23 protein-coding genes are annotated in these 25,392 nt (G+C 71.6%); 13 read left to right on the forward strand and 10 right to left on the reverse strand.

Annotated elements, in window-relative coordinates:
• The first annotated feature begins 65 nt into the window (after positions 1-65).
• Positions 66-932: a glucose-1-phosphate thymidylyltransferase RfbA gene (rfbA, locus tag VHW64_RS18530; protein ID WP_329652059.1), complete on the forward strand. Its 867-nt coding sequence runs from the start codon at positions 66-68 to the stop codon at positions 930-932.
• 334 nt (positions 933-1,266) lie between these two features.
• On the opposite strand, the gene VHW64_RS18535 is transcribed toward rfbA, so the two are convergent.
• A complete protein-coding gene (locus VHW64_RS18535) occupies positions 1,267-2,724 on the reverse strand; it encodes a sugar transferase (protein ID WP_329652060.1) in 1,458 nt (485 codons plus the stop codon).
• Between the two features lie 292 nt (positions 2,725-3,016).
• Here VHW64_RS18535 and galE point away from each other — a divergent pair, with 292 nt between their 5' ends.
• From galE to VHW64_RS18555, 4 genes are all read left to right on the forward strand, one after another.
• Positions 3,017-4,060 carry a UDP-glucose 4-epimerase GalE gene (galE, locus tag VHW64_RS18540; protein WP_329652061.1) on the forward strand — a complete coding sequence of 348 codons (1,044 nt, stop codon included), beginning with the start codon at positions 3,017-3,019 and terminating at the stop codon, positions 4,058-4,060.
• A gap of 83 nt (positions 4,061-4,143) precedes the next feature.
• The gene (locus tag VHW64_RS18545) at positions 4,144-4,923 is read left to right on the forward strand and encodes an N-acetylmuramoyl-L-alanine amidase (protein ID WP_329652062.1); all 780 of its coding nucleotides are present in this window, start codon (positions 4,144-4,146) and stop codon (positions 4,921-4,923) included.
• A gap of 5 nt (positions 4,924-4,928) precedes the next feature.
• Complete coding sequence (locus VHW64_RS18550) at positions 4,929-6,173, forward strand: MFS transporter (protein ID WP_329652063.1); 1,245 nt, start codon at positions 4,929-4,931, stop codon at positions 6,171-6,173.
• A gap of 29 nt (positions 6,174-6,202) precedes the next feature.
• Positions 6,203-7,372 (forward strand): acyl-CoA dehydrogenase family protein, encoded by a 1,170-nt coding sequence (locus VHW64_RS18555; RefSeq protein WP_329652064.1) that lies wholly within the window; start codon positions 6,203-6,205, stop codon positions 7,370-7,372.
• On the opposite strand, the gene VHW64_RS18560 is transcribed toward VHW64_RS18555, so the two are convergent.
• The gene (locus tag VHW64_RS18560) at positions 7,360-8,280 is read right to left on the reverse strand and encodes a dihydropteroate synthase (protein WP_329652065.1); all 921 of its coding nucleotides are present in this window, start codon (positions 8,278-8,280) and stop codon (positions 7,360-7,362) included. The genes VHW64_RS18555 and VHW64_RS18560 overlap by 13 nt on opposite strands.
• Before the next feature lie 96 nt (positions 8,281-8,376).
• Between VHW64_RS18560 and VHW64_RS18565 the strand changes: the two genes are divergently transcribed.
• Positions 8,377-9,054, forward strand: a complete 678-nt coding sequence (locus tag VHW64_RS18565; protein WP_329652066.1) for a dihydrofolate reductase family protein — start codon at positions 8,377-8,379, stop codon at positions 9,052-9,054.
• A gap of 100 nt (positions 9,055-9,154) precedes the next feature.
• Positions 9,155-9,502: a UBP-type zinc finger domain-containing protein gene (locus VHW64_RS18570; RefSeq protein ID WP_329652067.1), complete on the forward strand. Its 348-nt coding sequence runs from the start codon at positions 9,155-9,157 to the stop codon at positions 9,500-9,502.
• A gap of 129 nt (positions 9,503-9,631) precedes the next feature.
• Here the strand turns inward: VHW64_RS18570 and typA are convergent, their stop codons facing one another.
• The 6 genes from typA to VHW64_RS18600 all read right to left on the reverse strand — a co-directional run bounded on the left by typA (position 9,632) and on the right by VHW64_RS18600 (position 18,465).
• The gene (gene typA, locus VHW64_RS18575) at positions 9,632-11,524 is read right to left on the reverse strand and encodes a translational GTPase TypA (RefSeq protein WP_329652068.1); all 1,893 of its coding nucleotides are present in this window, start codon (positions 11,522-11,524) and stop codon (positions 9,632-9,634) included.
• 222 nt (positions 11,525-11,746) lie between these two features.
• The gene (locus VHW64_RS18580; protein ID WP_329652069.1) at positions 11,747-11,869 is read right to left on the reverse strand and encodes a hypothetical protein; all 123 of its coding nucleotides are present in this window, start codon (positions 11,867-11,869) and stop codon (positions 11,747-11,749) included.
• A 308-nt stretch (positions 11,870-12,177) separates the two neighbouring features.
• A complete protein-coding gene (locus tag VHW64_RS18585) occupies positions 12,178-16,023 on the reverse strand; it encodes an ABC transporter ATP-binding protein (protein ID WP_329652070.1) in 3,846 nt (1,281 codons plus the stop codon).
• Positions 16,024-16,310: 287 nt separating this feature from the next.
• Positions 16,311-17,006, reverse strand: a complete 696-nt coding sequence (locus VHW64_RS18590; protein WP_329652071.1) for an aspartate/glutamate racemase family protein — start codon at positions 17,004-17,006, stop codon at positions 16,311-16,313.
• 93 nt (positions 17,007-17,099) lie between these two features.
• Positions 17,100-17,855: an SDR family NAD(P)-dependent oxidoreductase gene (locus VHW64_RS18595; protein WP_329652072.1), complete on the reverse strand. Its 756-nt coding sequence runs from the start codon at positions 17,853-17,855 to the stop codon at positions 17,100-17,102.
• 37 nt (positions 17,856-17,892) lie between these two features.
• Complete coding sequence (locus VHW64_RS18600) at positions 17,893-18,465, reverse strand: hypothetical protein (protein WP_329652073.1); 573 nt, start codon at positions 18,463-18,465, stop codon at positions 17,893-17,895.
• Positions 18,466-18,682: 217 nt separating this feature from the next.
• On the opposite strand from VHW64_RS18600, the gene mshA reads away from it, so the two are divergent.
• From mshA to VHW64_RS18615, 3 genes are all read left to right on the forward strand, one after another.
• Positions 18,683-19,948 (forward strand): D-inositol-3-phosphate glycosyltransferase, encoded by a 1,266-nt coding sequence (gene mshA / locus VHW64_RS18605; RefSeq protein ID WP_414690536.1) that lies wholly within the window; start codon positions 18,683-18,685, stop codon positions 19,946-19,948.
• Between the two features lie 144 nt (positions 19,949-20,092).
• On the forward strand, positions 20,093-20,632 hold the full coding sequence (locus VHW64_RS18610; protein WP_329652074.1) for a YbjN domain-containing protein: 540 nt from the start codon (positions 20,093-20,095) through the stop codon (positions 20,630-20,632).
• Between the two features lie 9 nt (positions 20,633-20,641).
• Positions 20,642-21,280, forward strand: coding sequence for a GNAT family protein (locus tag VHW64_RS18615; RefSeq protein ID WP_329652075.1), 639 nt, complete (start codon positions 20,642-20,644; stop codon positions 21,278-21,280).
• Here VHW64_RS18615 and VHW64_RS18620 read toward each other — a convergent pair.
• Both VHW64_RS18620 and VHW64_RS18625 read right to left on the reverse strand, forming a co-directional pair.
• Positions 21,273-21,623 carry a DUF1304 domain-containing protein gene (locus tag VHW64_RS18620; RefSeq protein ID WP_329652076.1) on the reverse strand — a complete coding sequence of 117 codons (351 nt, stop codon included), beginning with the start codon at positions 21,621-21,623 and terminating at the stop codon, positions 21,273-21,275. The two genes, VHW64_RS18615 and VHW64_RS18620, sit on opposite strands and share 8 nt — an antisense overlap.
• Positions 21,624-21,641: 18 nt before the next feature.
• Positions 21,642-22,541, reverse strand: a complete 900-nt coding sequence (locus tag VHW64_RS18625) for a DMT family transporter (protein ID WP_329652077.1) — start codon at positions 22,539-22,541, stop codon at positions 21,642-21,644.
• Positions 22,542-22,622: 81 nt separating this feature from the next.
• Here VHW64_RS18625 and VHW64_RS18630 point away from each other — a divergent pair, with 81 nt between their 5' ends.
• The 3 genes from VHW64_RS18630 to VHW64_RS18640 are packed head-to-tail and all read left to right on the forward strand — an operon-like array spanning position 22,623 to position 25,392.
• Complete coding sequence (locus VHW64_RS18630; protein WP_414690537.1) at positions 22,623-23,369, forward strand: (Fe-S)-binding protein; 747 nt, start codon at positions 22,623-22,625, stop codon at positions 23,367-23,369.
• On the forward strand, positions 23,366-24,802 hold the full coding sequence (locus VHW64_RS18635; RefSeq protein WP_414690535.1) for a LutB/LldF family L-lactate oxidation iron-sulfur protein: 1,437 nt from the start codon (positions 23,366-23,368) through the stop codon (positions 24,800-24,802). Before VHW64_RS18630 ends, VHW64_RS18635 begins: the two co-directional genes overlap by 4 nt.
• Positions 24,799-25,392, forward strand: coding sequence for a lactate utilization protein C (locus tag VHW64_RS18640; RefSeq protein WP_329652079.1), 594 nt, complete (start codon positions 24,799-24,801; stop codon positions 25,390-25,392). The genes VHW64_RS18635 and VHW64_RS18640 overlap by 4 nt, the downstream gene beginning before the upstream one ends.

Below are 25,392 nucleotides of genomic sequence, written 5' to 3' on the forward strand. Positions count from 1 at the left end.
CGCACGACCCTAGGCCACGGGCCGTCGCCAGCACGCCGGCCCCCGCGCCTCCCTAGGCTGTCCTCATGCGCGGCATCATCCTGGCCGGGGGCACCGGCTCGCGGCTCTACCCGGTGACGCTCGCGGTCAGCAAGCAGCTGGTGCCGGTCTACGACAAGCCGATGATCTACTACCCGCTCAGCACGCTGATGCTGGCGGGCATTCGCGAGGTCCTGGTCATCACCACGCCGCACGAGCAGGACGCGTTCCGGCGGCTGCTCGGCGACGGCTCGGCGTTCGGCATCCAGATCACCTACGCCGTGCAGGCGAGCCCGGACGGCCTGGCCCAGGCCCTGCTGATCGGCGAGGAGCACATCGGCTCCGAGCGGGTCGCGCTGGTGCTGGGAGACAACATCTTCTACGGGCCCGGGCTCGGCCATCAGCTGCGCAGGTTCGAGTCCCTCGACGGCGCCGCGATCTTCGGTCACCGCGTCGCCGACCCCTCGGCGTACGGCGTCGTCGAGTTCGACGCCGACGGCCGCCCGGTGTCCTTGGAGGAGAAGCCGGAGCACCCGCGCGGCCACTACGCCGTCCCGGGTCTGTACTTCTACGGGCCCGATGTCGCCGAGCACGCGCGCACGTTGCGTCCCTCGGCGCGGGGCGAGCTGGAGATCACCGACCTGAACCGGATCTACCTCGAGGCCGGACGGCTCCACGTCGAGCTGATGCCGCGCGGCACTGCCTGGTTGGACACCGGGACCGCGGAGTCGCTGATGGCGGCCGGGGACTTCGTGCGGGCCATCGAGCGCCGGCAAGGGCTCAAGATCGGCTGTCCGGAGGAGGTCGCGTGGCGGATGGGCTTCCTCACCGACGACGACCTCCTCGCGCGCGCCCAGCCCCTGCTTGCCAGCGGCTACGGCGAGTACCTGCGCTCCCTGCTCCTGACCAGCTGAGTTGAGTTGAGTTGAGTTGAGTTGAGTTGAGTTGGGTTGGCCCTCCAGGACAGGCCGTCCCCAGCCCGTTGAGATGCGCGTTCCGAACCGTTGAGATGCGTGTTCCGACCCGTTGAGATACGTGTTCCGACCCGTTGAGATGCGCAATTCCGGACACCACCCGCCGACGGGTGGGTTCAGAACGCGCATCTCAACGGGTCGGAACACGCATCTCAACGGGTCGGAACACGCATCTCAACGGGAAAGCCCGAGGCCTCGACGAACTCGACCGGCGGATGGGGCCGGCGGTCGAGCCGGTCGAGGCCTCGGTGGTGCTGTGGGAGTGCGGGTGGGATCAGTAGGCGCCGCGGGAGCTCAGGACGGCGCCGGCGGTGCGGCCGAGGATCAGCAGGTCCTGGATCATCGACCAGTTGTCGACGTAGTAGAGGTCGAGGCGGACCGACTCGTCCCACGAGAGATCGGAGCGACCCGAGACCTGCCACAGGCCGGTCATCCCCGGACGCACGCGCAGGCGGCGCGACTGCGTCAGGGTGTAGCGGTCGACCTCGGTGGGCAGCGGCGGGCGCGGGCCCACCAGGCTCATGTCGCCGCGCAGGACGTTCATCAGCTGGGGCAGCTCGTCGAGGGAGAACCGGCGGATCCACTGGCCGGGCTTGGTGATGCGCGGGTCCTGCCGCATCTTGAACAGGCCCTCGGTGTACCCGACCTCGTCGTGCAGGTTGGCCAGGACGCGCTCGGCGTCGACGACCATGCTGCGGAACTTCAGGCAGGTGAAGAAGCTGCCGTCGGCACCGACGCGGGTCTGCCGGAACAGCACCGGGCCGCCGTCGTGGCGCTTGATCTTCCAGGCGGTCCACAGCATCAGCGGTGCCGCCAGGGCGAGGATGAAGGCGGAGCCCGCGATGTCGAAGGTGCGCTTGGCCCAGCGCAGGGCCTCCTGGTGGCGGGGCCGGTCGACGTGCAGCAGTGGGAGCCCGCCGACGGGGCGCACCCGGATGCGCTCGCTGGACACGTCGGTCACGCCGGGGGCCATGATCACCTGGACGTCGTCGGCCTCGAGGTCCCAGACCAGACCACGCATGTCCTGGGGGTTGTCGAACCCGCCGCCGGCGACGAGGACGACGTCCGCCTCGTAGGCGCGGATCAGGTCGGCGGCCTCGCGCACCTCGCCGAGGACCGGGACGCCGCCGTCGGTGGCGACCGTGGAGTCCGTGGCCGGCGTCAGCGCGCCCAGCACGTCGTAGCCGAGCCAGGTCTCGCGCTCGAAGACCGAGGCCACCGCGTCGACGTGGTCGGCGCTGCCGACGATGACGGTGCGCAGGGCGAGGGCGCCGTTACGGCGGGCGATGTGCAGCCACCGACGCAGGAGGTAGCGGCCGGAGGCCAGGAGCCCGGGGCCGATCAGGAACGTGAAGAGGTAGAAGCCGCGGGACAGGTCGAACTGGGTGAGGTAGCAGCCGATGCCCAAGATGGCGGCGGCGAAGAGGCTCGAGCCGACCACGGTCTTGTACTCGTCGGCGCCGGCGCCGAACACGCCGCGGTCGTAGCCGCCGCGGAGCGCGATCACGGCGATCCAGGCGACCGCGAGCGGCAGACCGACCAGCGCGGCGGAGCGCGACACCTCCGCGCCACCGAAGAACGGCACGTGGTTGCGGCCGTACGCCGCGAAGATCACGGTCACCGCGACCAGCACCGCGTCCAGCGCGAGCGCCGTCAGCGGCAGCACGCGCAGCGGACTGCGGAGCCGCGGGACGACCGCGGTCGTCAGCGCGCGTTCATACGCAATAGCCATGACAAGGCCTACGACTTTCCCCCAAGAAGAAGCAGCTCACGGAGCGCCCCCTAGCGCTCCTCCCCCGAGTTGCTGATGGCAAGCATAGGGGGGCGCGCGAGACCTCCGTGATGGGTATCCGGTTCCTTTACCTACTTCGGATACCGTTGTGTCGATCTGAGCGGGCAACTGATCCGGTCATATGTTTGCCATGATCTTGACATAGGGCTTGCTTGATGGTTTAGGTCGCCGCGACGCCCCCCGAGGACGGCGCGGATCCGCCTTGGGGATGCCGTCTGGTTACCCTGACGGGGTGAAGATCCTGGTCACCGGCGGCGCGGGCTACATCGGCTCGATCACCGCCAAGGCGCTCGAGGCGGCCGGGCACGTCCCGGTGGTCCTGGACTCCCTGCTGACCGGGCCCGCGGCGTTCGTGCGCGACCGGATCTTCTACGAGGGCGACATCGCCGACCGCGACCTGCTGCGCCGGATCGTGGCCGAGCACCCCGACCTGGACGCCACGATCCACATGGCCGCGCGGATCGTCGTCCCGGAGTCGGTGGTGCAGCCCTACGAGTACTACCGCGACAACGTCGCCAAGTCGCTGGAGCTGTTCGACCAGCTCGTCGCGCTGGGCAAGCCCCGGGTGGTGTTCTCGTCGTCGGGGTCGCTGTACGCCGTCAAGACCGCGCCGGGCATCCCGCCGGAGGTCGGGGAGGCGGCCGACACGTTCGAGGTGTGGGAGGACGACCCGCTCGCCCCCACCTCGCCGTACGCCGCCACCAAGTGGATGATCGAGCGGATCCTCGACGACCTGGCCGCCGCCACCGACCTGCGGGCGGTGATCCTGCGCTACTTCAACCCGATCGGCTCCGACCCCGATCTGGAGTCGGGCATCTACGCCAAGGAGCCGAGCCACGTGCTCGGCCAGCTGGTGATGGTCGCGACCGGCCAGCGCGACCACTTCACCGTGACCGGCACCGACCATCCCACCCGAGACGGCACCGGCCTGCGCGACTACCTCCACGTGTGGGACCTCGCGCGTGCCCACGTCCGCGCGGTCGAGCGGTTCGACCGGATCCTCGACGAGGCCGGCAGCCCGAGCGTCGTGATCAACGTCGGGCGCGGAGACGGGGTCACCGTGCGGGAGCTGGTCGCGGCGTTCGAGCGCGTCACCGGTCGTCGCGTCCCGATCGCGCTGGCGCCCCCGAGGCCCGGAGACGCGGTCGGTGCCTATGCGAACGCCGACCGGGCTCGGACCCTCCTCGACTGGCAGACCGAGCTCTCGCTCGACGAGGCCATCGCGTCCTCGCTGGCCTGGGCCGACCGGCGCCAGGACGTCCTGGGGTACGCATGAGAGCCGTGACGTCGCTGCGCCCACGGTCGAGCTCGCGGTCGAGCTCACGGTCGGGACCGAGGAGGGGCTCGAGGTGGGTCGCGGTGCCCGTGGCCGGAGTCCTCGCCGCGGCCACGCTCGCGCTCGCGGCGCCGGCCGACGCCACCCATGACTTCCGCTCCACCACCGGCGAGGGCGGCGGGGGCGTGGCCCAGCTGCCGCTGGCGGGCAGGCTGGTCGTGATCGACCCGGGTCACCAGCTCGGCAACCACAACTTCCTGCGCCAGATCGACCGGCTCGTGCCGGCGGGTGGCTTCGAGAAGCCCTGCAACACCACGGGCACCTCCACCAACGGCGGCTACCCCGAGGCGACGTTCACCTGGCAGGTGGCCCGGCTCCTCCGGCACCGGCTCCAGCAGCTCGGCGCGCGGGTGATGCTGACCCGCCACTCCAACAGCGAGCGTCGCTGGGGCCCCTGCGTCGACGTCCGCGGCCGCGACGGCAACAAGCAGCACGCCGACCTGAAGATCAGCATCCACGGCGACGGGTCCTACGCCGCCGGCGCGCGCGGCTTCCACGTGATCGCCCCCACCGACCGCCGGCCCTGGACCCACGACATCTACGCGCCGTCGCGCCGGCTCGCCCTGGTGACCCGGGCCAGCCTGAGGTCGGTGGGTCTGCGGGTCGCCAACTACATCGCCGGCGGCGACGGGCTCGACTTCCGCTCCGACCTCGGCACGATCAACCTGTCGAACGTGCCCACCGTGATGGTGGAGCTGGGCAACATGCGCAACCCCGTCGACGCCCGACGGATGACGTCGCGCTCCGGCCGGGCGACGTACGCCCACGGGCTCGCGCGCGCGGTCCGCCGCTACCTCCACTGATCCGCGTGCCTCGTCTCCCCGACAGCCTCGGCGCGCTGCGGCACGACAACTTCCGGTGGTACTGGACGGCGACGACCGTCAACCTCGCCGGCACGACGATGTCCGGAGTCGCGCTCGCGTTCGCCGTGCTCTCGATCACCGACTCGGCCAGCGCGCTCGGCATCGTGCTGGCCGCCGAGACCATCCCCACTGCCGCGCTGATGCTGCTGGGCGGTGTCATCGCCGACCGACTGCCGCTGACGGCGGTCCTGCGGGTCGGCATGGTGGTCCTCGGTGCGAGCCAGGGCGCGGTGGCGACGCTCGTGCTCACCCACACCGCGCGGATCTGGATGATCGTGGTGCTCGCCGTCGTCAACGGCGTGGCGAACGCCCTCACGTTCCCGGCCCTTCAGTCGATCCTGCCGCGACTGGTCCCCGCCGAGCTGCTCCAGCAGGCCAACGCCCTTCAGTCCTTCGCCCGCGGCTCACTTCGCGTCGTCGGCCCCACGGTCAGCGCGCTCCTCGTCGTCGGCGTCGGGGCGGGCTGGGCGCTGGCCTTCGACGCGGCGACCTGGCTCGCCGCCGCGGCGATCCTGGTGAAGGTGCGGCTGCCACCCCGGCCGTCGCGCGAGGACCGGCCCTCGACGTTCGTCGAGCTCCGCGAGGGCTGGACGTACTTCCGCTCGACCCAGTGGCTCTGGGTCGTCGTACTGGCGTTCTCGATGCTCAACCTCGTGCAGGTCGGTGCCCTGAGCACCCTGGGGCCGCCTCGCGCCAAGGAGACGTTCGGGATCGCCGGCTGGGGACTCTTCCTGTCCGTCGAGTCGGTCGGGCTGATCGCGACGACGCTGGTCATGCTGCGGCGCCCGCTGCGGCGCCCGCTGCTCAGCGGGATGCTCGGGATCGGCCTGATCTCGCTGCCCATGCTGGTCCTCGGCCTTCGCCCCGACCTGCCCCTGCTCGTCGTCTGCGGGTTCGCGGCCGGCGCCGGCACCGAGGTGTTCTCGATGGGGTGGAACCTCGCGATGCAGGAGCAGGTGCCCGAGGCGATGCTCTCGCGCGCGATCTCCTACGACGTGCTGGGCTCGATCATCGCCGTACCCGTCGGGGAGCTGCTGTACGGGCCTCTGGGCGAGTCGTTCGGCTACCGCGACGTCCTGGTCGTCAGTGGCGTCGTCTATGCCGCGATCTGCCTGGTCACGCTCTCGTCGCGGTCGGTGCGCGGCCTACGCCGCGTGCCCGCCGATCCGCTCGCCGTACCTCAGACCTGAGACTGCCTCGGCGAACTAAGGTCGGGGACATGGACCTGACGCTCACCGACGAGGAACGAGAGATCCGGGACTGGGTACGGACGTTCGTCACCAAGGAGCTCGTGCCGCTGGAGTCCCAGGTGCTCGAGCGCGAGCGCAGGGGCGAGCGCGGGATCACCCTCGACGAGGTCAAGACGCTCCAGGACAAGGCCCGCGAGTCGGGCTTCTTCGGCATCCAGACCCCCGAGGAGCACGGCGGGATGGGCCTCGGTGCGGTGATGAACGCGTTGCTCGAGGCCGAGCTGGGCCGCACGTTCGTGCCGTTCAAGTTCGGCGGCGAGGCCGACAACATCCTCTTCGACGCCAACGCTGAGCAGCAGGAGACCTACCTGCGGCCCACCATCGAGGGCACCCGGCACAGCTGCTTCGCGATCACCGAGCCGGGCGCCGGCTCGGACGCCCGCAACATCCGCACCACCGCCGTCCGCGACGGCGACGAGTGGGTCATCAACGGCGAGAAGACGTTCATCACCGGCGGCGACATCGCCGACTTCACCATGGTCTTCGCCGTCACCGACAAGGAGAGGGGCGCCGACGGCGGCGTCACCTGCTTCCTGGCCGACCGCGAGTCCGGCTGGACCTCGACGCCGATCCCGACGATGGGGGAGTGGGGGCCCGCGTCGCTGTCGTTCGCGGACGTCCGGGTGCCGCACTCGGCGATCCTCGGCGAGGAGGGCCGCGGCTTCGAGCTGGCGATGCGGTGGATCGGGAAGGGCCGCTACCTGCTGCCCGCGCGCGCCCTCGGCGCCTGCGAGCGCCTCGTCGAGATGGCCATGGAGCACGCGAGGAACCGCGTCACGTTCGGGGAGCCGATCGCCAACCGGCAGGCGATCCAGTGGATGATCGCCGACTCCGCGGTCGAGATCGAGGCGCTGCGCTGGCTGGTGCTGACCGCGGCGTGGCAGGTCGACCACGCCGTCGACAGCAGGCAGGCCCAGTCGATGGCCAAGCTGTACGGCGGCGTCCACGCCAACGAGATCGTCGACCGCGTCCTCCAGATCCACGGCGGGATGGGCTACACCCGCGAGCTTCCCGTCGAGCGGTGGTACCGCGAGCTGCGGCTCCTGCGGATCTACGAGGGCACCGACGAGATCCAACGGCGCACCATCGCGCGCAACCTGCTCTCAGGGCACGCGTCGGTGCGCGGTCACCTGGGCTGAGCCGACGGGCTGCCGAGCGTCCCGACGTCCAGGAAGGTCATGGCCGCGAGGACGGCCCGCACGTGCGCGACCTCATGGGTGCGGAAGAGGTCGGTGCCGCCGAGCCGAGCGAGCACCGCGAAGAACCCCTCGGCCTTGCGGAACTCGTCCTCGAAGAGGTCGAAGGCGTGGGGCAGCGCGTTGCACACCGGGACGCCGAGCGCCCGGAGCCGGAAGCACTGCGACAGCACGGCGGTCTGGTGGCGGACCCGGACCTTGGGGTCGACCAGGTTGCCGTAGTAGAACCCGAGGCCGGGGTCGACCACGATCCGGCGCACGCCCAGGCTGCGGGCATGCTCGACGCGCGGGCCGAAGTGGTCGAGCAGGGGCGGCAGGGCGTCGCCGCCCATCGGGTGGTCGTGGTCCGCGCGGACGTCGCCGGGCTCGCAGAAGCACAGCACCACGGCCGCGTCGTACGACGCCGCGCAGGCGAGCATCTCGTCCTCGCCGTCGCGTCCGGTCAGGTTGAGCATGCGGGCGCCGGCGGCAAGCGCGGCCCCGACCACGTCGGGCTGGTAGGTCTCCACCGAGACGACGCACTCCTGGGCGAGCGCCTCGACGACCGGCACCAGCGCCGTGCGCTGCTGCGACCCGTCGACACGGGCGGCACGGGCGGTGCTCGACTCGGCCCCGAGGTCGACCACCTCGGCACCCTGGGCGACCTGGGTGCGCGCCTTGCGGATGGCCGACTCCGTCGAGACCGCGACGCTCTCGCGGTAGGTGGAGTCGCGGGAGAGGTTGACCGTCCCCATGAGGACGGGCGCCGGGCCACCGATGGTGACGCCGCCGACGGTCACCGGCTCGACGGGGCGGGCGAGGTCGTCGGCGTACTCGCTGTGCAGGGCTGCCAGCTCCGACAGCGAGATCATCCGCGCAGTCTAGACAGTGCGGAGGCAGCCGCCGGCGTGGCCGGCGCGCGGCCGTGTGACGATGGCTCTCGATGACCTCGACCAGGGAGACCACGGATGCGAGTCCTTCTCGGAGAGACCGGCGCACTGAGCGAGCCGCCCGAGCTGCCCGACCTGTACGCCGTACCGGACCACCCCTGGCTCCGGGTCACCATGGTCTCGACCGTGGACGGCGCGGCGACCGGCGACGACGGCACCTCGCGCTCGATCAACAACGGGGCGGACAAGCGCGTCTTCGACCTGCTGCGTGACCTGGCCGACGCCATCGTGGTGGGCGCCGGGACGGTCCGCGTCGAGGGCTACGCCGTCGGACGCAAGCCGCTGGTGGTGGTCTCGCGGACGGCGTCGGTCCCGGTGACGCAGCGGCCGGCAGAGCGCGGCCAGGTGCTGATGGCGACGGTGTCGACCGCGCCGTACCTCCGTGAGGCGCGCGCGCTGCTGGGCGAGGAGAACGTGCTCGTCCTCGGCTCCCATCGCGTCGACCTGGCCCGCCTCAAGGACGAGCTGGTGCTGCGCGGCTACCGTCACCTGCTGTCCGAGGGTGGCCCGCACCTGTTGCGCGACCTCCTCGACCAGGGCGTGGTCGACGAGCTCGACGCGACGATCGTGCCGCGGCTCGTCGGTGGCGCGCACCGGCGGATCACCGACGGCCCGCCCGTCGACGTACCCCTGCGCCTGCACACGCTCGTCGAGGAGGAGGGCACCCTGCTCGCGCGCTGGCTCGTCGAGCGCTGACCCTCCGGATATCCCGGGTAGTCCCTGACAGTTGAGGCGAAACTTTCGGCGCTTCGCGTACCGAATGTCAGGGACTACCGCGACGTGGCAGGCTGGCGGGGTGAGCATCGAGGGGATCGACACGTCGGTGGAGCCCTCCGGGACGGGGTGCGTGGAGTGCCTGGCGGGAAAGGGGTGGTGGTTCCACCTGCGCCGGTGTGCCCAGTGCGGTCACATCGGGTGCTGCGACACCTCGCCCGGCCAGCACGCGACGTCCCACTGGCGCGAGTCCGGGCACCCGCTGATGACCAGCTTCGAGCCGGGCGAGGACTGGTTCTGGGACTTCCGCGACGACCAGGCCTACGAGGGCCCGATCCTCGCCGGCGCCCAGAGCCACCCCGCCAGCCAGCCGACGCCGGGCCCGGAGGGCGTCGTCCCCGACGACTGGACCACCCACCTCCACCGCTGACCCGCTGACCCGGGTGGTGGAGGCGGTGGTCAAATCCCCCGCTTCAGCGGGGAATTTGGCACTTCCTGGCCGCTGCAACCCCCAATAAGTGACAACTCCCCCGCGTAAGCGGGGGATTTGACACCCGCCTCAGCGCGAGCCCTTGCGGGCGCGGGCGGCGGTCTTGGCGCGGGCGTTCTGGTCGAGCGAGACCTTGCGGATGCGCACGGTGTGGGGTGTGACCTCGACGCACTCGTCCTCGCGGCAGAACTCCAGGCACTGCTCCAGCGACAGCCGCCGCGGGGGGACGAGCTTCTCGAAGTTGTCCGAGGTGGAGGAGCGGATGTTGGTCTGCTGCTTCTCCTTGGTGATGTTGACGTCCATGTCGTCGGCCCGTGAGTTCTCCCCGACGATCATGCCCTCGTAGACCTCGGTGGTCGGCTCGACGAAGAGGACGCCGCGCTCCTGGAGGTTCGTCATGGCGTACGCCGTGGCGGCGCCAGCCCGGTCGGCCACCAGCGAGCCGGAGGCGCGGGAGCGGATCTCCCCGGCCCAGGGCTCGTACCGGTCGAAGACGTGGTGGGCGATCCCCGTGCCGCGGGTCTCGGTGAGGAACTCGGTGCGGAAGCCGATCAGCCCCCGCGCAGGGACCAGGAACTCCATCCGCACCCAGCCAGTGCCGTGGTTGGTCATCTGCTCCATCCGGCCGCGCCTCGTGGCCATCAGCTCGGTGATCGTGCCGAGGTACTCCTCCGGCGCGTCGATCGTCAGCCGCTCGACCGGCTCGTGGACCTTGCCGTTGATCTCGCGGGTGACGACCTGCGGCTTGCCCACCGTCAGCTCGAAGCCCTCGCGGCGCATCTGCTCGACCAGGATCGCCAGCGCCAGCTCCCCACGGCCCTGCACCTCCCAGGAGTCGGGGCGGTCAGTGGTCAGGACGCGCAGCGAGACGTTGCCGACGAGCTCGCGGTCGAGCCGGTCCTTGACCAGCCGCGCGGTCACCTTCGCACCCTTCACCTTGCCCACCAGCGGGGAGGTGTTGGTGCCGATGGTCATCGAGATCGCCGGCTCGTCCACGGTGATCAGCGGCAGCGGGCGCGGGTCGTCGGGATCGGCGAGGGTCTCCCCGATCATGATGTCGGGGATGCCGGCGATCGCGGCGATGTCTCCCGGGCCCGCCGACTCCGCCGCCACCCGCTCGAGCGCGTCGGTCATCAGCAGCTCGGTGACCCGGACGTTGCGGGAGGAGCCGTCGCGCTGGAGCCAGGCGACGTTCTGTCCCTTGCGCAGGGTGCCCTGGTGGACGCGCACGAGCGCGATCCGGCCGAGGAACGGCGAGGCGTCGAGGTTGGTGACGTGCGCCTGGAGCGGCGCCCCCTCGTCGTACGTCGGGGCGGGGATCGTCTCGAGGATGGTGCGGAAGAGCGGCTCGAGGTCCGCCGCGTCGGGCAGCGACCCGTTCGCCGGCGCGACGAGGGAGGCGCGGCCGGCCTTGGCGGAGGCGTAGATGACCGGGAAGTCGAGCGCGTCCTGGCTGTGGCTCTCGTCGAGGAGGTCGAGGAACAGCTCGTAGGTCTCGTCGACCACCTCGGAGATCCGCGCGTCGGAGCGGTCGACCTTGTTCACCACCAGGACGACGGGCAGGTCGGCGTTGAGCGCCTTGCGCAGCACGAACCGGGTCTGCGGCAGCGGCCCCTCGGAAGCGTCGACGAGGAGCACGATGCCGTCGACCATCGACAGGCCGCGCTCGACCTCGCCACCGAAGTCGGCGTGGCCCGGGGTGTCGATGATGTTGATCGTCATCCCGCCCTCGGGCGCCGACGGTCCGGTGTAGTGGATCGCGGTGTTCTTGGCCAGGATCGTGATCCCCTTCTCACGCTCCAGGTCGCCGGAGTCCATGATCCGCTCGGCGACGCCGGCCTCCTCCTGGTGGGCGGTGAAGGCGCCGGCCTGGTGCAGCATCGCGTCGACCAGGGTCGTCTTGCCGTGGTCGACGTGCGCGACGATGGCGACGTTGCGGAGGTCCGAGCGGGTGGCAGGCATGGGTGAACGACGTCGCTTTCGGTGGCGGGGTTTTCGGGCCCTCGATCTTAGCGGCGCAACAGCCCCCGGCCCCATTCGTCGTCGTCTCCGAGTCGGGTGCCCGAGCCCGCGCCAGGGCGCGGGCTCGGGCGCACGACCTCCACCGGCGACCGGCGGCTCTCCAGGCTGGCCGGGCATGACGAAGGCCCGGCCGCACGTGGCCGGGCCCTGCGTCGAGAAGGCTTACGCCGTCAGCGCGATGTTGCGACGGACCATGCCGTCGACCGCGAGTCGAACGCGGTACCTGCGCTGCCGTGCCCACAGGGGGGTGAGGGTACGGCTGAGGTTGTTGGCCTGCTCAGCCATCAGGCTGATCCGAGTTCCCAGGCAGTCCTCACACGGACAACCGTGGGCACCATGGGGGGTGTTGGTGCTCATCGTGTTTGCCTCCTTTTGACTTAAGAAACGGTCAAGACGGGGATCGGTGACGGTGGTGACAGGCAAAGTCCCGGGGGCGCTGGCATCACGCCCCGGCAGCGGTGCGGGCGCGCCCACGGATCGATGAGCCGACCCCTGTCGATACGACGGATCTCGTCGTCGCGCGGTGGCCCCGCGAGCGAATCCGTACCGAGGGCCGGCAGAAGGTTTTACCCTCAGCAGTCGCGGTCACCGCGTCATGAGGCGGAGACGAGCTCGAAGGCCCGCCACATCGCGGCGTACTTGCCGTCTCCGGCCAGCAGGTCGTCGTGCGTCCCCTGCTCGAGCACGCGCCCCTGGCCGACCACGACGATCCGGTCGGCGGAGCGCGCCGTCTGGAGCCGGTGGGCGATCAGGATCGTCGTACGCCGGCCCGCCACCGCCGCCATCGCGGCCGAGACCCTCGCCTCGGTCGCCAGGTCGAGGTTGGCGGTCGCCTCGTCCAGGAGCAGCACGGCAGGGTCCACCAGCTCGGCGCGGGCCAGGGCGATCAGCTGGCGCTGTCCGGCCGACAGCGACGCACCGCGCTCCGAGATCTGGTGGAGGTAGCCGCCCGGCAGGCCGGCGACGAGGTCGTGGGCTCCGACGGCGCGGGCGGCGGCCTCGACCTCCGCGTCGTCCGCGTCGGGTCGCCCGTAGGCGATGTTGTCGCGGATCGTGCCGGTGAACAGGAACGACTCCTGAGGCACGTAGCCGAGCCGGCTGCGGAAGCCGGCCAGCGACAGCGTGCGCAGGTCGTGTCCGTCGAGGGTCACCGAGCCGGAGTCGGGGTCGTAGAAGCGGGCGATCAGCTTCAGGACCGTGGACTTGCCCGCTCCGGTCTCGCCGACGAGGGCGACCGTCTCGTGCGCCGCGACGTGCAGGTCGAGGCCGCGCAGCGCCTCGGGCGGTCGGCGGCGTACGGCGGCCGGCCCGGTGGGCACCTGGTCGGCCGGGCCGCGCTCGTCGTCCGCGACCTCGGCCGACGGGTAGGAGAAGTGGACGTCGCGCAGCGCCAGCTCGCCCCGCACCGGCCCCAGAGCGACGGGGTCCGTGGCGTCCGGGGTGATCGTCGTGAGCCGCATGAGCTCGGAGATGCGGCCGATCGAGACGCGAGTCTGCTGCCAGGAGTCGAAGACCTGGGAGAGCTGCTGGATCGGGGAGAAGAACATCGTGAGGTAGAGCAGGAAGGCGATCAGCACCCCGGTGCTGAGCCGACCCTGCTCGATCAGGTGTGCGCCGACGCCGAGCACGATGACGTCGGCGATCGACGACAGGAACAGCACGAAGGGGAAGTACGTCGCGATCGTGCGCTGGGCCTTGGCCCGGCCGTCGTAGTAGACGCGGCCGAGCCCGTGGAACCGCTGGCTGGTGAGGCCCTCGTGTACGAACGCCTGAGCCTCGCGGATCCCCGACAGCGACTCCTGGAAGTCGGCGTTGACGACCGCGAGGGCCTCCCGCACGACGTCGTAGAGGTGGTTGGTGAACCGTCGGAAGACCACCGTCGCGGCCGCGAGCGGCACCACGACGGTCAGGGTCCACAGCGCCAGCTCGGTGTCCATCAGCAGCAGGGCGACGCCGACGCCGACGAAGGTGACCAGCGAGACCAGGGCCTGGAGGAGGCCGTTCTCGATCAGGGTCTCGAACTGGTCGACGTCGGTGGTCATCCGGGTCATGATCCGGCCGGCCATCTCGCGCTCGTAGTAGTCGAGCGACAGCCGCTGGAGCTGGGCCCAGATCCGGATGCGGAGTCCGGCCATGACCCGCTCGCTGGTGCGGCCGGTGACGAAGGTCGCGGCGACCTGGTCGAGCAGGTCGGCCAGGGCGACCAGCAGGAACGCCGCCGAGGCCCACCACAGGACGTGGCCGGTGCCCGCGGCCACTCCGTGGTCGACCCCGATCCGCACCAGGTAGGGGCCGGCCAGGCCCGCGAGCGCATCGAGGACGACGAGCGCGAGACCCGCCCCGAACCACCACCGGAACTCCTTGACGAGCCGCCACATCGAGAAGTGCGGGTCGGGCCGCGTCTCGATCGTCAGGTCGGCCTCGAAGTGGTCGCGAACCGGCGGCAGCGCGGCGACACGCGCGAGCAGGTCGGGGGTCGGGGCGAGGTTGAGCCGCCAGCTCCCGCCGCCGCCCAGGCCGGCGCCGAGGTTGGGGCGGCTCGCCATCCTGGCCGTCGCGCGCTCGCCGGCGTCGCGCACCGCCTCGGCGCGGTCGCCGGTGCTGCCCTGCCAAGCCGAGGGCGTGACGTCGAGCTGGCTCAAGGTCTCGATGGAGTCGCCGACGGCCGACGCTGCGTCGTCGTCCAGCCCGGTGAGCAGCTCGCGGTAGAGAGGACTGCGCGACATCAGCTCGTTGTGAGTGCCGTGGTCGCTGACGCGTCCGTCGGCGAGGAGCACGACCCGGTCGGCCAGGCTGAGGGTGGAGAGCCGGTGCGCGACGATCAGGGCCGTGCGTCCGGCCAGGACCTGACGCAGGCGCGCGAAGATCTGCTCCTCGGTGGAGGCGTCGACGGCGCTCGTCGCGTCGTCGAGGACCAGGATCCGCGGGTCGGACAGGATCGCCCGCGCCAGCGCGACCCGCTGCCGCTGGCCGCCGCTGAGGCTCAGGCCGCGCTCACCGACCCGGGTGTCATACCCGTCGGCGAGCTCGAGGACGAACTGGTGCGCGCCGGCGACCCGGGCGGCCTCCTCGACCTCCTCGCGGCTGGCGTCGGGGCGGCCGAAGGCGATGTTCGCGGCGATGCTGTCGGAGAACAGGAAGCTCTCCTCGAACGCCGCGCCCACCTGGCCGCGCAACGAGTGGAGCGTCACCGTGCGTACGTCGACGCCGTCGACGAGCACCTGGCCCTCGTCGGGGTCGAGCAGCCTGTTCACGAGCCGGGTGACCGTGGACTTCCCGCTCCCGCTCGCGCCGACGAGGGCGACCCGCTCGCCGGCCGCGACCCGGAGGTCCAGTCCGTCGAGGACCAGATGCCGCCCCTCCTCGTCGCCGTAGCCGAAGCGGACGCCGCGCAGCTCGACCTCTCCCCGGAGCTCCGGCAGGTCGACGGCGTCCGGTGCGTCGGCGATAGCCGGCGTCAGGTCGAGCAGCTGGAAGATCCGCTCGACGCCGGCGCGCGCCTGCTGGCCGACCGTCAGCACGCCGGCCAGCTGGCGGGCCGGCGCGACGAACTGGCCGACGTACGTCGAGAACGCCAGGAACGTGCCGATCGAGATCCGGCCGTGCAGCGCCATCCAGCCGCCGAGCGCCAGGACCGCGACCTGGGCGAGGACCGGGATCGACTCCAGAAGCGGCTGGTAGCGCGCCTGGAGTCGGGTCGCGCGCATCCGCACGCCGTACAGCGTGGAGACGATGCCGACCATGCGGTGCAGCTCGCGCTCCTCCTGGCCGAACGCCTTGACCACGCGGACGCCGTTCACGTCCTCGTCGACGACCTCGGCGACCTCGCCCTCGCGCTGCTGGCCGTCCCAGGTGGCGGGAAAGACCTTGAGTCGCATCCGGTAGGAGACGACGAACAGCGCGGGCGCGATCACGAGCCCGACCAGGGCCAGCAGAGGCGAGAGCACGAGCATGATGGCCAGCGAGACCACCATCATCAGCAGGTTGCCGGTCATCAGCGGCAGGAAGTTCAACAGACCCTGCACCAGCGCGGTGTCGCTGTTGGCGCGCGCCACGATCTGGCCCGTGCTGAGGTGGGAGATGCTCTGCTCGTCCAGCGTGACGAGGTGGTCGTGCATCCGGTTGCGCAGGTCGTACTGCACGCCGATGCCCACGAGGCCGCCGCGGTAGCGCCGTAGGTAGGCGAAGGCGAACGTCGCCACCGCGATGCCGACGAGCAGCAGGAGCCACGGCCACAGCGGCGCGCCGTCGTGGCCGATGACGTCGTCGACGATCTTGCGCGCGACCAGCGGGACCACGGCCTGGCTGGTGCTGCCCAGGACGGCGGCGGCGAAGGAGATCAGGACGTTCCTGCGATGCACCCACACCTGCGCACCCAGCCTGCGGATCCACCCCGGGGTCTCGTCGTCGACCGCGGCGGTGTCCTGACTGGCTGGCATGTGGCGGTGATGTCCCTCTCGCTGGCGGTACGGCGGCCCGAGGGCCGTCGGAAGTCTAGTGGCGCACTGGTAAGGACCACGCGGGCGCCTGCTCCCGACGTATCGATCGTGGTCGGCACCCGGAGCATGCGACGCCGCCGAGCGCTGACTCGGCGGAAATGTGCACCGAAAACCCGCTGACCCGGCGCAAAATGTCAGCAACGCCGAGTCGGCATATGCCGACTCGGCGTCATTTCGGTGTCTCTTTGTGCCGGGTGAGTGGGTTTTCGGTGCACATTTCCGCCGAGTCAGCGCTCGGCGAGGGCGCGGTCCAGGGCGGCGTTCACGTGCAAGGTGGTGCCGGGGTAGACCGGGAGGTCGGCGTCGGCCTGCTTGACGAGCAGCTCCAGCTCCGTGCAGCCGAGCAGCACGCCCCCGGCTCCTGCGTCCCAGAGCTCCTCCAGCACGCCGAGCACCCGGCGCCGGGTGGCGTCAACGACCCGGCCGTGCACGAGCTCGTCGTAGATGGCGCTGTTGAGCAGGTCGTGGTGCCGCGGGTCGGGCAGCACCGTCTCGAGACCGTGCCGAGCCAGTCGCTCGGCGAAGAAGCCGTCCGACATGGCGACCGTCGTCCCGATGAAGCCGACCCGCGTCACGCCGTGCGCCCGCACCTCGTCGGCCACGACGTCCCCGAGGTGGAGCAGCGGGATGCCGACGGCGTCCTCGATCTGGTCCGCGACCTTGTGGAACGTCGTGGTGCACAGCAGCAGGAAGTCCGCGCCGGCACGCTCCACGCCGCGAGCGGCCTCGGCCAGGAGGTCACCGATCTGCGGCCACCGCTCGGCGTCCTCCAGCGCGGTCAGCTCGGCGAAGTCGACCGTACTGAGCACCAGGGTGGGCGAGGACAGACCACCGAGCCGCTCGCGCACTCCGAGGTTGAGGTCGCGGTAGTAGACCGCGGTGCTCTCCCAGCTCATCCCGCCGACGAGGCCGATCGTCTTCATGCAGGGCAGTCTGGTCGCCCGGTGCGCTCGGCGACACCCGGGTCCCACGGGTCAGGACCGCGGCCGACCCTCAGCGGCCCCCAGGGGCCCTCGTCACGCGTCGCGGGCGACCTTGTGGGGAGCGGCCTGGGCGCGCGGCTTGATCACCAGCTCGTCGATGTTGACGTGCGCGGGCCGGGTGGCGATCCACGCGACCGCGTCCGCGACGTCCTCGGCCACCAGCGGCTCGGACACGCCGTTGTAGACCGCGTCGGCCCGGGCCTGGTCGCCCTCGAAGCGCACCAGGGAGAACTCCTCGGTGTGCACCATCCCGGGCGAGACCTCGCTGACCCGGATCGGCTCGCCCACGAGCTCGAGGCGCAGGGTCTCGGTGACGACCTGCGTGCCGTGCTTGGCCGCCGTGTAGCCGGCACCTCCTTCGTAGGCGACGTGGCCGGCGATGGAGCCGATGTTCACGATCAGACCGTCGCCGCTGGCCCGCAACGACGGCAGCAGGGCCTGGGTGACGTGGAGGAGGCCGAGGACGTTGACGTCGAACATCCGGCGCCAGTCCTCGGGATCGGCCTCGGCGACCGGGGCCAGTCCGAAGGCGCCGCCGGCGTTGTTGACCAGCACGTTCAGCCGGCCGCCCACGGCCTGGGCCAGCCGGCGTACCGACTCGGGGTCGGTGACGTCGCACGAGACCGCGGTGCCGCCGATCTCCTCGGCCAGCGCCTCGATCCGCTCGGTACGACGCGCGGCGCACCACACGTCGTACCCCTGGGCGGCCAGGGCCCGCGCGGTGGCCGCCCCGATCCCGCTGCTCGCTCCGGTGACGACGGCGGTGCGGCCGGCTGATGAAGTAGGCACCCGCCGATTGTCCACCGCCTCCGGGTCGCGTGCGGACTCAGACCACCACGCCACCCGTCGGCGTCGGAGTGCAGGGCAGGGCGGGGCCGGTGAAGCATAGGAAGTCGCCCGAGAGGCTGGGAACGGCGGTGTAGACGCCGAGCGGGTAGCCGGTGGTGACGTCCAGCCAGCTCACGGCGACCCTGACGCGGTACTCGCCTCGCCCGGGGCCCGCGTCGGGCCTCCGAAGCTGCACGGATGGGAAGGAGCGCTCCGCCTCGTCGGCCCCGAGCGTCGAGGACGCCCTCTGCGACAACCCGGAGACCCAACGGCCGTCCGAGGTCCGGGTCTCGACGTCGTACGTCACGTCGATGATCTGGTCACCGTCGGCGTCGGCGCGAGCCACCGTCATCCCCACTACTGCGATCGTGGTCGAGCTGTGGGTCGTGCCGAACACGGCCTCCATGACCGGGCTGGCGTAGCTGACCGGGCCTCCCCAGCCGCCGTTCTGCTCGACGGTGACCGCAGAGGCCGGTGCCGACTGGAGCAGGGTTGCGGGGAAGGCGAGCGCGAGAGCCGCGACTGCGGCTCCGAGGGCTCGCCGGGTGGTCCGGCGGTATCGAGTCGTCATGGCTCTGCCCCTTGTCGGTTGGCGTGCTGAGGGGAGCAGCCAACCGCGACGGGTCGGGTCCGCTCCGTGCCCGACGCGACAGTTCCTCGGAAGGCCGAGCCGGCCACGCGGTCGCGCCGTGATCGGATCGTGTCCCGGCGCCGGGAATCAGGGACGGGCGTCCGCGGTTGGGGGCGTTCGGGCCCGTGGTGCGGTCCGCGAGGAGGGTGACGTGACTGTGACCGAGGCGGACGCCGTACGTCGGGTGGCGATGGTCAGCGTGCACACCTCGCCCCTGGACCAGCCGGGCACCGGCGATGCGGGCGGCATGAACGTCTACGTCGTCCAGCTCGCGCGCCGGCTCGCGGCCGCGGGGATCGAGGTCGACATCTTCACCCGGGCGACGTCGTCCCGCGTGGACCCGGTCGTGGAGTCCGCGCCCGGGATCACGGTCCGCAACATCCACGCCGGCCCGTTCGAGGGGCTCGGCAAGAGCGAGCTGCCGGGCCAGCTGTGCACCTTCGCCCGCGAGGTGCTGCGCACCGAGGCCGCACTGCCGCTCGGCCACTACGACATGGTGCACTCGCACTACTGGCTCTCCGGCCAGGTCGGTGCGCTGGCACGCGACCGTTGGGGCGTCCCGCTGGTCCACACGATGCACACGATGGCCAAGGTCAAGAACGACGCGATGGCCGCCGGCGACACCCCCGAGCCCGCAGCGCGCATCATCGGCGAGGAGCAGGTCGTCGAGGCGGCGGACATGCTCATCGCCAGCACCGACCTCGAGGCCACGCAGCTGGTCGAGCTGTACGACGCCGACCCCGACCGCGTCGAGGTCGTCCACCCCGGGGTCGACCTCAGCGTGTTCCGGCCTCGCGACAGCGTGGCCGCCCGCGAGCAGCTGGGTCTGCCGGCCGACTCGCTGGTGGTGCTCTTCGCGGGACGGCTCCAGCCGCTCAAGGCGCCGGACGTCCTGCTCCGGGCGGTGGAGGTGTTGCTGGGCGAGCGCCCCGAGCTGCGCCCACGGCTGGTCGTCCCGATCGTGGGAGGCCCGTCGGGCACGGGGCTGGAGCACCCCGAGGCGCTGGCAGACCTGGCGGACGAGCTCGGCATCGGCGACGTCGTACGGTTCGTGCCGCCCGTCCCCCCTGCGGAGCTCGCGATCTGGGACGCCGCCTCGACACTGGTCGCCGTCCCCTCCTACAACGAGTCGTTCGGTCTGGTCGCGGCCGAGGCCCAGGCCACCGGCACGCCGGTGGTGGCTGCCGCGGTGGGCGGTCTGACGACCGTCGTCGCGGACGGCGAGAGCGGCCTGCTGCTCGACACGCACGAGCCGCGTGAGTGGGCGCACGCCATCGGCCGGGTGCTGCTCGACGACGCGCTCCGGGCTCGGCTGGCCGAGGGCGCCCGCGCGCGAGCCGGCGCGTTCTCCTGGGAGGACACTGCCGAGCGCACCCTCGACGTCTACGAACGAGCCCGAGCGTCGCTCCGCGCGTCGGTCTGAGTCTCGCGGGCGTGAGCCCCGGCACAAACGCCGAGTCGTCATATGACGACTCGGCGCCGGACCGACTCGTCGACTTGCGTCCGCTGCCCCGTTGAGTTGCGGGTTGGAACCCGCATCTCGACGGGTCGTGGCAGGGTCGTGGCCATGAGCGACCCGGCCCAGGTGCTGCGCGACTACCTCGACGACAACGAGCTCGAGTACGACGAGCGCGGGGGGTCGTTCAGCTTCGCGCTGCCGGGGGAGCGCAAGCTCCAGACGCCGGTGCGGGTCGACATCGGCCCACACGCGCTCGGCGTCCATGCCTTCGTCTGCCGCAACCCCGACGAGAACCACGAGCGGGTCTACCGCTGGCTGCTCGAGCGCAACCTGCGGACCTACGCCGTCTCCTTCGGCGTCGACCACGTGGGCGACATCTACCTCGACGCCCGGCTGCCCCTGGCGCTGGTCACGCCCGACGAGCTCGACCGGCTCCTGGGGTCGGTCCTCACCTACGCCGACGGGTCGTTCAACACCATCCTCGAGCTCGGCTTCGCCTCCTCCATCCGCAAGGAGTGGGAGTGGCGCACCTTGCGGGGAGAGTCGACGCGCAACCTGGAGGCGTTCCGCGGCTGGCTCGACCCGGGCGGCGCGGACGAACCTGAGCCGCGTCCGGCCGGGGAGCGCCCAGGCCCCGCACAGCCCTAGGTTGCAGTCATGCTCTGGCCCTTCTTCGACCTGCGGATCTCGTCCGGCGAGGTGCTCCTGCGGGGCGTGACCGATGCGGACCTCGTCGTCCTGGCCGGCGTACTCCCGAGCGACCTGGAGATGGACCCGGGCAACGAGCGCTTCGGCGCGCTCGAGCCCGAGGCCGACCGGATGCGGCAGCTGGCCGCCGAGGTGTGGAAGCACCGCGGCACCTGGTCGCCCAACTCGTGGTGCCTCGACCTCGCGGTCGAGGTCGACGGGCGGGTGGTCGGTGTCCAGGCATTGGAGGGCGAGCGGTTCCCGGAGCTGCGCACGGTGGACTCGTTCTCCTGGCTCGCCAGCGACGTGCGCGGGCGTGGTCTGGCACACCTGATGCGCGCCGGAGTCCTGGCGCTCGCCTTCGAGCACCTCGGCGCCGAGGTCGCCGTGTCGTCGGCGCGCACGGACAACGTCGCGTCGCTGGCGGTGTCGTACCGGCAGGGCTACACCGACAACGGCCTCAGCCGCACCGTCACGCCGACCGGCCCCTTCGAGCTCCAGCACGTCCGGCTCAGCCGCGAGGCCTGGCGGGCCACCGGCCGCGGCGCCGAGGTCACCGGCGTCGACGCCTGCCGGCCGTGGTTCGGGGCCGGTACGCCGCTCAGCTGAGCGCCAGGGCCACCAGGGCCAGCGCCGCGGGCAGGGCCTGCACCAGCAGGATGCGCCGGTTGACCGTGGCGGCCCCGTAGCCGCCGGCCACGACGACGCAGGCGCAGAAGAAGACCTTCACGTCGGTGCTGTCGGCGACCAGACCCCAGACCAGCCCCGCCGCGAGGAACCCGTTGTAGAGACCCTGGTTGGCCGCGAGGGTGCGCGAGCTCTCGGCGAAGTCGGCCTCGAGGCCGAACACTCGACGCCCGGTGGGGGTGGTCCACAAGAACATCTCCAGCACGAGGAAGTACCCGTGCAGCAGGGCCACCAGGCCGACCAGGACATCCGCGACGACGCTCACCCGAGGCAGCATGCACCCTCACACGGGCTGTGGCACCACCTCGGGCGCGCGTGGCTTGCGCCGGGCCACCGCCACGCCGACCAGGGCCAGCGCGCCGCCGACGTACGCCATGCCGGGCGGAGCCTCCCCGAGGAACAGCCAGCTCATCGCGATCGTCAGGGGCGGGACGAGGTAGGTCGTGATCCCCAGGCTGCTCGCGGTCATGTGTCGCAGCGCGAAGGCGTACGTCGTGAAGGCGACCGCGGTCGGGAACAGCCCGAGGTAGACCACCCACCAGAGGTCGGAGGCGGACGCGGCGCGAGCGGAGGTGACCAGCTGCCCGGCGAACGGCAGGCAGGCGACCGCGCCGACGGTGCACGCGAGCCACGTGACATTGAGCGGGGACAGGCGCGAGACCAGGGGCTTCTGCACCACCAGCGCCACGGAGTAGACCAGGGCCGCGAGCAGGCAGAGCAGGATGCCGACCACGTCGTTGTGCCCACCGGGCTGGGAGAGGCCGATCAGCACGACGCCGGCGAAGGCCAGGGCCAGGCCGACCCCGAGCCAGCTCGTGAACCTCTCACCGAGGAAGAGCGTCGCCAGGACGGCGATCAGCACCGGCGAGATCTGGATCAGCATCGCGGACGTGCCGGCGTCGACGTGGTGCTCGCCCTGGTTGAGCGCGACGTTGTAGACCCCGAACCACAGCACGCCGATCGCGACCAGGCCGAGCCAGTCGCGGCCGCTGGGTCGTGGCAGCCCGCGGGAGGCCGCGACCGCGCCGAGCGCGAGCGATCCCACGACCAGCCGGCCGAGCGACAGGGCACCGGCCGGGAAGTCGTGACCCAGATGGCGGATCGCCACGAAGGCGGAGGCCCACAGGAGCAGCGTGGTGGCGATGGCAGCCACTGGCAGCCAGGGACGATCGGACGACGGCACCCCGCCAGCCTAGGGAGCGCCACCGACAGTCTCACGCGGGTCTCGGACGCCGCGTGATGGGGCCGTCCGGATCGGAGGATGATGGGCCGCGTGCGCGTCGCCCTCCTGGTCACCTGCGTGAACGACGCGATGTTCCCGGGCACCGGCAAGGCCGTCGTCGAGCTGCTCACGCGGCTCGGCCTCGACGTCGAGTTCCCCCAGACGCAGACGTGCTGCGGACAGCCGATGGTCAACACCGGCTACCTCGACGAGGCCGTCCCCGTCGTGCGCACCTTCGTCGCGGCGTTCGAGGGCTACGACGCGATCGTGACGCCGTCGGGGTCATGTGCCGGCTCGGCGCGCCACCAGCACCGGATCGTCGCCGAGCGGTCGGGTGACCGGGGCCTGGCCGAAGCCGTCGCGCGCACGTCGCCGAGGGTCTACGAGCTCAGCGAGTTCCTCGTCGACGTCCTGGGAGTCACCGACGTGGGCGCCTCCTTCCCACACGCGGTGACCTACCACCCGACCTGCCACTCCCTGCGGATGCTCGGCGTCGGCGACCGGCCGCGACGCCTTCTGGAGGGCGTCCGCGGGCTCACGCTGCTCGACCTGCCCGCCGCGGAGGAGTGCTGCGGCTTCGGTGGCACGTTCGCGATGAAGAACGCCGAGGTGTCGGTGGCGATGGGAGCCGACAAGGCCAGGCACGTCGGCGAGACCGGCGCCGAGGTGCTGGTGGCCGGCGACAGCTCGTGCCTGATGCACATCGGCGGGCTGCTCGCCCGCGAGCGGTCCGGCGTACGCGTGATGCACCTGGCCGAGGTCCTGGCATCGACGCAGGCCCCGACGTGACTGCGACGTTCGTCGGGATGCCGGCGTTCCCGGACGCCGCCCGGGAGGCGCTGGCCGACTCCCAGCTCCGGCACAACCTCACCCATGCCACGCACACGATCCGTGACAAGCGGGCCCGGGTCGTCGCGGAGGTGCCGGAGTGGGAGGAGCTGCGGCAAGCGGGCGCCGACCTCAAGGACGCCACGCTGGGCAGGCTCGACGAGCACCTCGAACGCCTCGAGCAGACCCTCACTGCACGAGGAGCCGTCGTCCACTGGGCGCGCGACGCGGCAGAGGCCTGTCGGATCGTCGCCGAGGTAGCGAAGGCCCACGACGCCGACGAGGTCGTCAAGGTGAAGTCGATGGCGACCCAGGAGATCGGCCTCAACGAGGCACTGGCCGCCGAGGGCATCGCGGCGTGGGAGACCGACCTGGCCGAGCTGATCGTCCAGCTCGGCGACGACCTGCCGTCGCACATCCTGGTGCCGGCGATCCATCGGAACCGCGCCGAGATCCGCGAGATCTTCCGCACCCGGATGGCGGCCTCGGGACTCGCGGCTCCCGAGGACCTGTCCGACGACCCCGGGGAGCTCGCGAACGCCGCCCGGCTGCACCTGCGCGAGAAGTTCCTGCGCGCCAAGATCGGCGTCTCGGGGGCCAACTTCGCGGTCGCAGAGACGGGGACCCTGGTCGTCGTCGAGTCGGAGGGCAACGGCCGGATGTGCCTGACCCTGCCCGACGTGCTGGTGTCGGTGGTCGGCATCGAGAAGGTCGTGCCGACGTGGGCGGAGCTCGATGTCTTCCTCCGCCTGCTGCCGCGGTCGTCGACGGGCGAGCGGATGAACCCCTACACCTCGATGTGGCACGGCGTGACTCCCGGCGACGGACCCCAGGAGGTGCACGTCGTCCTGCTCGACAACGGACGGACGCGCGCCCTCGCCGACCGGGTGGGACGTCAGGCGCTGCGCTGCATCCGCTGCTCCGCGTGCCTCAACGTGTGCCCGGTCTACGAACGGGTGGGCGGCCACGCCTACGGCTCGGTCTACCCCGGCCCGATCGGCGCGATCCTCAACCCTCTGCTGCGGGGAGTCGGCGACGACGCGCAGCTCGACTCGCTGCCGTACGCCTCCACCCTGTGCGGGGCCTGCTACGAGGTGTGCCCGGTCAAGATCGACATCCCGTCGGTGCTGGTGGACCTGCGTGCCCAGGTGGTCGACGCGCATCGCGGCGCCCGCCCGCCGAAGGCCGAGGCGGTGGCGATGCGAACGGCGTCCTGGACGTTGTCCTCCGCGTCTCGACTCGCTCGCGCCGAGCGCCTCGTGGGCCGGGCTCGACGGCTGATCCCTTGGCTGGCAAGGCTCCCCGGGCCCGGCCGGCGCTGGACGGCGGCCCGTGAGGCGCCCGCAGCACCGCGCGAGTCGTTCCGCGCCTGGTGGCACAGGACCCGCCGGTGAGTGCCCGCGACGAGATCCTGGGCCGGGTCAGGTCCGCACTGGCGGATGCGCCCGAGCTGCCGACGGCGCGAGTGCCGCTGAGGCGGCCCGATCGGTTGACCGACCTGGTGGAGCTGTTCTGCGACCGCGTCGCCGACTACCGCGCCGAGGTCGAGCGCTGCCCGCCCGAGGAGCTCGACGCCCGGCTGCGGGCAGTGATTCCCGACGGTGCGCGCGTCGTCGTACCCGAGGGGCTCGGGCTCGATGTCGCGGGGTCCGCCGTGGTCGACCGGGCCCTCTCGGCAGCCGCGCTCGACCGGCTCGATGCGGTCGTCACCCGCGCTCGCCTGGGGATCGCCGAGACCGGCACGATCGTGCTCGACCACGGCCCCGGACAGGGTCGACGCGCGATCACGCTGGTGCCCGATCACCACGTCTGCATCGTCGAGGCGTCGCAGGTGGTCGCCGACGTGCCGGACGCGTTCGCCGTCCTCGACACCACCCGGCCCCTGACCTGGGTCAGCGGGCCCTCGGCCACCAGCGACATCGAGCTGGACCGCGTCGAGGGCGTCCACGGCCCTCGTCACCTCCACGTCATCGTGGTGACGTGA

The organism is Nocardioides sp. (assembly GCF_036267815.1).
Lineage (GTDB): Bacteria > Actinomycetota > Actinomycetes > Propionibacteriales > Nocardioidaceae > Nocardioides.

What these genes read in the sequence shown, in the direction of transcription:
- VHW64_RS18535 (WP_329652060.1), bottom strand. Translation starts at nt 2,724, where the DNA reads ATGGCTATTGCGTATGAACGCGCGCTGACGACCGCGGTCGTCCCGCGG.
- VHW64_RS18585 (WP_329652070.1), bottom strand. Translation starts at nt 16,023, where the DNA reads ATGCCAGCCAGTCAGGACACCGCCGCGGTCGACGACGAGACCCCGGGG.
- VHW64_RS18560 (WP_329652065.1), bottom strand. Translation starts at nt 8,280, where the DNA reads ATGATCTCGCTGTCGGAGCTGGCAGCCCTGCACAGCGAGTACGCCGAC.
- VHW64_RS18630 (WP_414690537.1), top strand. Translation starts at nt 22,623, where the DNA reads ATGGGCCGCGTGCGCGTCGCCCTCCTGGTCACCTGCGTGAACGACGCG.
- rfbA (WP_329652059.1), top strand. Translation starts at nt 66, where the DNA reads ATGCGCGGCATCATCCTGGCCGGGGGCACCGGCTCGCGGCTCTACCCG.
- VHW64_RS18600 (WP_329652073.1), bottom strand. Translation starts at nt 18,465, where the DNA reads ATGACGACTCGATACCGCCGGACCACCCGGCGAGCCCTCGGAGCCGCA.
- VHW64_RS18590 (WP_329652071.1), bottom strand. Translation starts at nt 17,006, where the DNA reads ATGAAGACGATCGGCCTCGTCGGCGGGATGAGCTGGGAGAGCACCGCG.
- VHW64_RS18580 (WP_329652069.1), bottom strand. Translation starts at nt 11,869, where the DNA reads ATGGCTGAGCAGGCCAACAACCTCAGCCGTACCCTCACCCCCCTGTGG.
- VHW64_RS18555 (WP_329652064.1), top strand. Translation starts at nt 6,203, where the DNA reads ATGGACCTGACGCTCACCGACGAGGAACGAGAGATCCGGGACTGGGTA.
- VHW64_RS18610 (WP_329652074.1), top strand. Translation starts at nt 20,093, where the DNA reads ATGAGCGACCCGGCCCAGGTGCTGCGCGACTACCTCGACGACAACGAG.
- VHW64_RS18565 (WP_329652066.1), top strand. Translation starts at nt 8,377, where the DNA reads ATGCGAGTCCTTCTCGGAGAGACCGGCGCACTGAGCGAGCCGCCCGAG.
- typA (WP_329652068.1), bottom strand. Translation starts at nt 11,524, where the DNA reads ATGCCTGCCACCCGCTCGGACCTCCGCAACGTCGCCATCGTCGCGCAC.
- VHW64_RS18615 (WP_329652075.1), top strand. Translation starts at nt 20,642, where the DNA reads ATGCTCTGGCCCTTCTTCGACCTGCGGATCTCGTCCGGCGAGGTGCTC.